Origin of the sequence: Inquilinus limosus MP06 (assembly GCF_000767795.1) — a bacterium.
GTDB classification, from domain to species: domain Bacteria; phylum Pseudomonadota; class Alphaproteobacteria; order DSM-16000; family Inquilinaceae; genus Inquilinus; species Inquilinus limosus_E.
Window position 1 is genome coordinate 1 of the sequence record NZ_JANX01000499.1, and the last position, 4797, is coordinate 4797.

Annotated in this window: 7 protein-coding genes; 5 read left to right on the top strand and 2 right to left on the bottom strand. The window is 69.4% G+C overall.

Annotated features, from left to right (window positions below; genetic code table 11):
* The 4 genes from P409_RS40950 to P409_RS26910 all read left to right on the top strand — a co-directional run.
* A partial coding sequence (locus P409_RS40950; RefSeq protein ID WP_034845653.1) for a hypothetical protein occupies window positions 1-199 on the top strand: 199 nt, incomplete at its 5' end.
* Entirely contained in the window at window positions 196-393 is a 198-nt protein-coding gene (locus P409_RS26900; protein WP_034845654.1) for a DUF1656 domain-containing protein, read from the top strand. The genes P409_RS40950 and P409_RS26900, both read left to right, overlap by 4 nt.
* A 13-nt stretch (window positions 394-406) precedes the next feature.
* Entirely contained in the window at window positions 407-1297 is an 891-nt protein-coding gene (locus tag P409_RS26905) for an efflux RND transporter periplasmic adaptor subunit (RefSeq protein WP_034845656.1), read from the top strand.
* Between the two features lie 134 nt (window positions 1298-1431).
* Window positions 1432-1713, top strand: a complete 282-nt coding sequence (locus P409_RS26910) for a helix-turn-helix domain-containing protein (RefSeq protein ID WP_034845658.1) — start codon at window positions 1432-1434, stop codon at window positions 1711-1713.
* A 7-nt stretch (window positions 1714-1720) separates the two neighbouring features.
* On the opposite strand, the gene P409_RS26915 is transcribed toward P409_RS26910, so the two are convergent.
* Window positions 1721-3565, bottom strand: a complete 1845-nt coding sequence (locus tag P409_RS26915; RefSeq protein WP_034845660.1) for an ABC transporter ATP-binding protein — start codon at window positions 3563-3565, stop codon at window positions 1721-1723.
* A 232-nt stretch (window positions 3566-3797) separates the two neighbouring features.
* On the opposite strand from P409_RS26915, the gene P409_RS36465 reads away from it, so the two are divergent.
* Complete coding sequence (locus P409_RS36465) at window positions 3798-4361, top strand: hypothetical protein (RefSeq protein ID WP_052121445.1); 564 nt, start codon at window positions 3798-3800, stop codon at window positions 4359-4361.
* Between the two features lie 37 nt (window positions 4362-4398).
* Here the strand turns inward: P409_RS36465 and P409_RS39295 are convergent.
* On the bottom strand, window positions 4399-4797 hold a 399-nt coding region (locus P409_RS39295), incomplete at its 5' end, for a Rossmann-fold NAD(P)-binding domain-containing protein (protein WP_034845662.1).

Consider the following 4797-nt stretch of genomic DNA (forward strand, 5'->3'; position numbering starts at 1 on the left):
AGCGGGCCCGACGCGATGGCCGCCCTGGCCCGCGCCGGCGAGGTGCTGCAGGGCCTCGACACCGACCGCAACACCCGTCGCCGCCCTGGTCTCGGTCACCGCGATCTGGGTGACCCTGTCCTACCAGTCCGAGTTCTTCGCCATGCCGCAGGCCGACGGCCCGGCCCTCATCCGCGACCTGATCGTGCCGACGCCATGATTAAGGAAATCGACCTCGCCGGCGTCTACCTGTCGCCGATGCTCGGCTACCTGGTGGTGGCGCTGCTCCTCACCGGCGTGCTGCGCTTCGTGCTCGGCCGCGTCGGCGCCTATCGCTGGATCTGGCATCCGGCCCTGTTCGACCTGTCCCTGCTCCTGATCATCCTGACCGCCCTCGTCGCGCTGACGATGTGAGGGGAAGAAGACCATGAAATACGCAGCCCTCGCCCTCCGCGTCATCATCACCCTGGTCGTGGCGGCCGGCGCCGTCGTCGCCGGCATCCTGCTCTGGCAGTACTACATCGACAGCCCCTGGACCCGGGACGCCCGGGTGGCGGCGGAGATCGTGCAGGTGGCGCCCGACGTCTCCGGCATCATCGTCAGCCTGCCGGTGGTCAACAACCAGGCGGTGAAGAAGGGCGACGTGCTGCTGGTGATCGACCCCGACCGCTACGCCCTGGCGGTGCAGCGGGCGCAGGCCGCGCTGGACAGCCAGGTTGCGCAGACCGAGCAGCTGGAGGCGGATGCCGCCCGCCGGGCCAAGCTTGGCAGCAACGCCATCTCGATCGAGGCGCAGCAGCAGGCGGAATCGGCGGCCCGCGCGGCCCGCGCGGCGGTGGAGCAGGACCAGGCGGCGCTGGATTCGGCGAAGCTGGACCTGGAGCGGACGACGATCCGGTCGCCGGTCAACGGCTTCGTCTCCACCCTGATCCTGCGGCAGGGCGCCTATGCCACGGCGGGCAAGCAGGTGATGGCGATCGTCGACGCCGACAGCTTCCACGTCCGGGGATATTTCGAGGAGACGAAGATCCCGCGCATCCACCCGGACGACAAGGTCGAGATCCGGCTGATGGGCGTGTCGACGCCGCTGCAGGGCCATGTCGCCAGCATCGACCGGGCGATCTCGGACCGCGAGGTGTCGCTGAACTCCTACTACCAGATCGTCGACGTGAACCCGACCTTCAGCTGGGTCCGGCTGGCCCAGCGCATCCCGGTCCGGATCGCCATCGACAAGGTCCCGGACGGCGTCCTCCTGGCCTCCGGCATGACCGCGACGGTCGAGGTGCTGCCGAAGGCGGAGGCGGCGGCGGCGAAGTAGGGCGGCAGCCTCTCCGCTGTGTCATGCCCGGGCTTGACCCGGGCATCCAGAGAGCGTCGACATCTTCTGGATTGCCGCGTCAAGCCCGGCAATGACAAGAACGGGACCGCACCTTCCGGTTTGACGAGGCCACCATGGAACGTCAGAGCTTCGACAATGTCTGGGACGCGCTGGAGGACACCCCGGCCGAGGCCGCGAACATGACGATGCGGTCGGATCTGCTGATCGCCCTTCGTCAGCAGGTGCAGGGCTGGAACGTCACCCAGGCCGAGGCCACCCGGCGGCTCCAGATCACGCAGCCCCGCCTGAACGATCTCCTGCGCGGCCGGATCAGCAATTTCAGCCTGGGCGCCCTGATCAACCTCGCGGGCAAGGCGGGGCTGACGGTCCGCCTCGACATCACCGAAGCGGCCTGATCGGGACCTACTCCGCCGCCTGCTCCTCCTCGCCGAGGAAGCCGCCGGACTGGCGGCGCCACAGCGAGGCGTAGTGGCCGTTGGCCTGCAGCAGCTCGTCATGGCTGCCGATCTCGACGATGCGGCCGCGCTCCAGGATCACCAGCCGGTCCATCCGGGCGATGGTCGACAGGCGGTGGGCGATGGCGATCACCGTCTTGCCCTCCATCAGGTCCTCGAACTGCTCCTGGATCGCCGCCTCGACCTCGGAATCGAGCGCCGAGGTCGCTTCGTCCAGGATCAGGATCGGCGCGTTCTTCAGCACCACCCGGGCGATCGCCACGCGCTGGCGCTGGCCGCCGGACAGCTTGACCCCGCGCTCGCCGACATGGGCCTCGTAGCCGCGCCGGCCGCGCCAGTCCTCGACATCCAGGATGAAGTCGTGGGCATGGACCTGCTTGGCCGCGGCCACCACCTCGGCCTCGGTCGCGCTCGGCCGGCCGTAATTCAGGTTCTCGAAGATCGACCGGTGCAGCAGCGATGTGTCCTGGGTGACCACCGAGATCTGCTCGCGCAGGCTTTCCTGCGTCACCCCGGCGATGTCCTGGCCGTCGATCAGGATGCGGCCGCGCTCCAGGTCGAAGAAGCGCAGCAGCAGGTTGACCAGGGTCGATTTGCCGGCGCCGGAGCGGCCGACCAGTCCGATCTTCTCGCCCGGCCGGATGTCCAGGTTCAGGGCCTCGATCACCCCGCCCGGCCGGCCGTAGTTGAAGCTGACATGGTCGAAGCGGATGGCACCCTTCGTCACCACCAGCCGCTTGGCGTCCGGCTTGTCGACCAGCCGCAGCGGCTTGGCGATCGAGATCATGCCCTCCTGCACCACGCCGATATTCTCGAAGATCGTGGTCACCTGCTGCGCCACCCAGCCGGCCATGTTGACGATCTGCCAGGTCAGCGGCAGCACCATGGCGACGGCGCCCAGCGCCACCAGCCCCTGGCGCCACAGCAGGATGGCGATGGTCGCGGTCGACACCACCAGCAGGGCGTTGGTGGTCGACAAGCACAGGTTGAACAGGGTGATCAGCCGCAGCTGGCTGCGGAAGATCACGGTGTGGCCGTCCACCGCCTCGCGGACGTAGTCGTCCTCCTCCTTCGCCCGGGCGAACAGCTTCACGGTCAGGATGTTGGTGTAGCTGTCGACGATCCGGCCGGTCAGCAGCGACCGCGCCTCCGACATCTCGACCGAGCGCTGCTTCAGCCGCGGCACGAAATAGGTGAGGAGGAGGATGTAGACCGCGAACCAGCCGATGGTCGGCAGCGCCAGCCACAGATCGGCGCTGGCCAGCAGCACCAGGGCGCTGGTGCCGTAGACGGTCAGGTACCAGACCGCCTGGATCGACATCACCGTGCTGTCGCGCAGCGCCACGCCGGTCTGCATCACCCGGTTGGCGATGCGGCCGGCGAAGTCGTTCTGGAAGAAGGTCCAGCTCTGCCGCACCACGTGCCAGTGGCTCTGCCACCGGATCAGGTTGGTGAAGCCCGAAGCGATGATCTGGTTGGTGATCAGCGCCTGCAGGAACAGCGCGGCGGGGCGGCACACCAGCAGCACCGCCGCCATGCCGGCCAGCAGGTGCCAGTGGTCGGCGAACAGGGCCTCGGGCGTCACGGTGCTGAGCAGGGTGACCACCCGGCCGATGAAGACCGGGATCAGCGCGTCCAGCAGCGCCACGGTCAGCCCGGCGCCGAGCAGGGCGATGTAGTATCCGCGCACCTGCCTCAGGAAGAACCAGTAGAACCGCAGCAGACTGCCCGGCGGCTGGCCGGGCATGCCCGTGGCGGTCGGCAGCACGCGGGCTTCGAAGAAGCGGAACATGGTCGGGTCTTCTGGGCGGGCGTTCTTATCTGGCGGCAGGAGTCCAGCCTGCGCCGATAATGCCGCGACGAAAAGACCGGACGAATGGATACAGGAATTCGTGCGGCGCAGGGCTCGCGATATTCTCGTCTGTGCGCGCGGTCACTGGCGGGCCCGCCGGGGCCGCTACGATCCCGGCCTGGATGCAGGGGCGCGGCCGGATCGTCCGGCCGCGGCATCCGAGGGGTAGGACATGAAGTATATCATCGTGCCGATTCTGGTGGCGCTCGCCGGCTGGGCCGTCCGGCCGGCCCTGGCCGACGACATCCATGACGCGCTCGACCAGGCGGAATCGGCCTACAGCAGCGGCGATTACGGCCGGGCCAAGAAGGCGGCCGACCTGGCGGCCACTCTGCTCGGCCAGATGGCGGCGGAGCAACTGGCCAAGGCTCTGCCGGCGCCGCTCGACGGCTGGACGGCGGAGGAGGCGTCGGGCGATTCGACCGCCGCGGCGATGTTCGGCGGCGGCGCGCAGGCCGAGCGCGGCTACACCAATGCCGATGGCCAGCAGGTTCGCATCCAGGTGATGGTGGATTCGCCGCTGGTGGCGCAGATGGCCGGGCTCTACGCCAACCCGGCGATGGCGGCGATGACGGGCAAGCTGGTCAAGGTCGACGGCCAGCAGGCGGTGCTGAACGAGCAGGGCGAGATCCAGATGCTGGTCGACAACCGCGTCCTGGTCACCGTCACCGGCGACGCGCCGGCCGAGGCGAAGCAGAGCTACGCCGCCGCTGTCGACCTGGAGAAGCTGAAGTAGACGGCGGGCGAGGGGCTGCGGCCCCTCGCCCCCGCCTTCAGGCCGCGGCTTTCACCAGGGCGGCGACGACGGTGTCGATCGGCTCGCGGCCGCGGCGCGGCTCGGCCGCCGGGTCGCTGCCGAAATCGACATGGCCGCTGTTGACGCTCCGCATCATCTCGGCGAAGCCGGCGATGGTGCGGCGCGAGAAGCCGCCATGGGACAGGGCTTCGGCCCAGCCCGCCTCCGGTACGGCGAGCGCCTCCACCGGCCGGCCGAGCGCCCGGGCGAAGGCCGCGGCGACGTCGTTCGGCGAGTAGCTGGCCGGTCCCTGCAGCGCGATCACGCGCCGCCCGGCCCAGTCCTGGCGCAGGGCCTCGGCGGCGAGGCGGCCGATATCGGCGGTGGCGACCATCGGAATGGCGCGGTCGAGCGGCGCCAGGAAGCTGGGCAGCAC

What these genes read in the sequence shown, in the direction of transcription:
- P409_RS26900 (WP_034845654.1), top strand. Translation starts at nt 196, where the DNA reads ATGATTAAGGAAATCGACCTCGCCGGCGTCTACCTGTCGCCGATGCTC.
- P409_RS26905 (WP_034845656.1), top strand. Translation starts at nt 407, where the DNA reads ATGAAATACGCAGCCCTCGCCCTCCGCGTCATCATCACCCTGGTCGTG.
- P409_RS26910 (WP_034845658.1), top strand. Translation starts at nt 1,432, where the DNA reads ATGGAACGTCAGAGCTTCGACAATGTCTGGGACGCGCTGGAGGACACC.
- P409_RS26915 (WP_034845660.1), bottom strand. Translation starts at nt 3,565, where the DNA reads ATGTTCCGCTTCTTCGAAGCCCGCGTGCTGCCGACCGCCACGGGCATG.
- P409_RS36465 (WP_052121445.1), top strand. Translation starts at nt 3,798, where the DNA reads ATGAAGTATATCATCGTGCCGATTCTGGTGGCGCTCGCCGGCTGGGCC.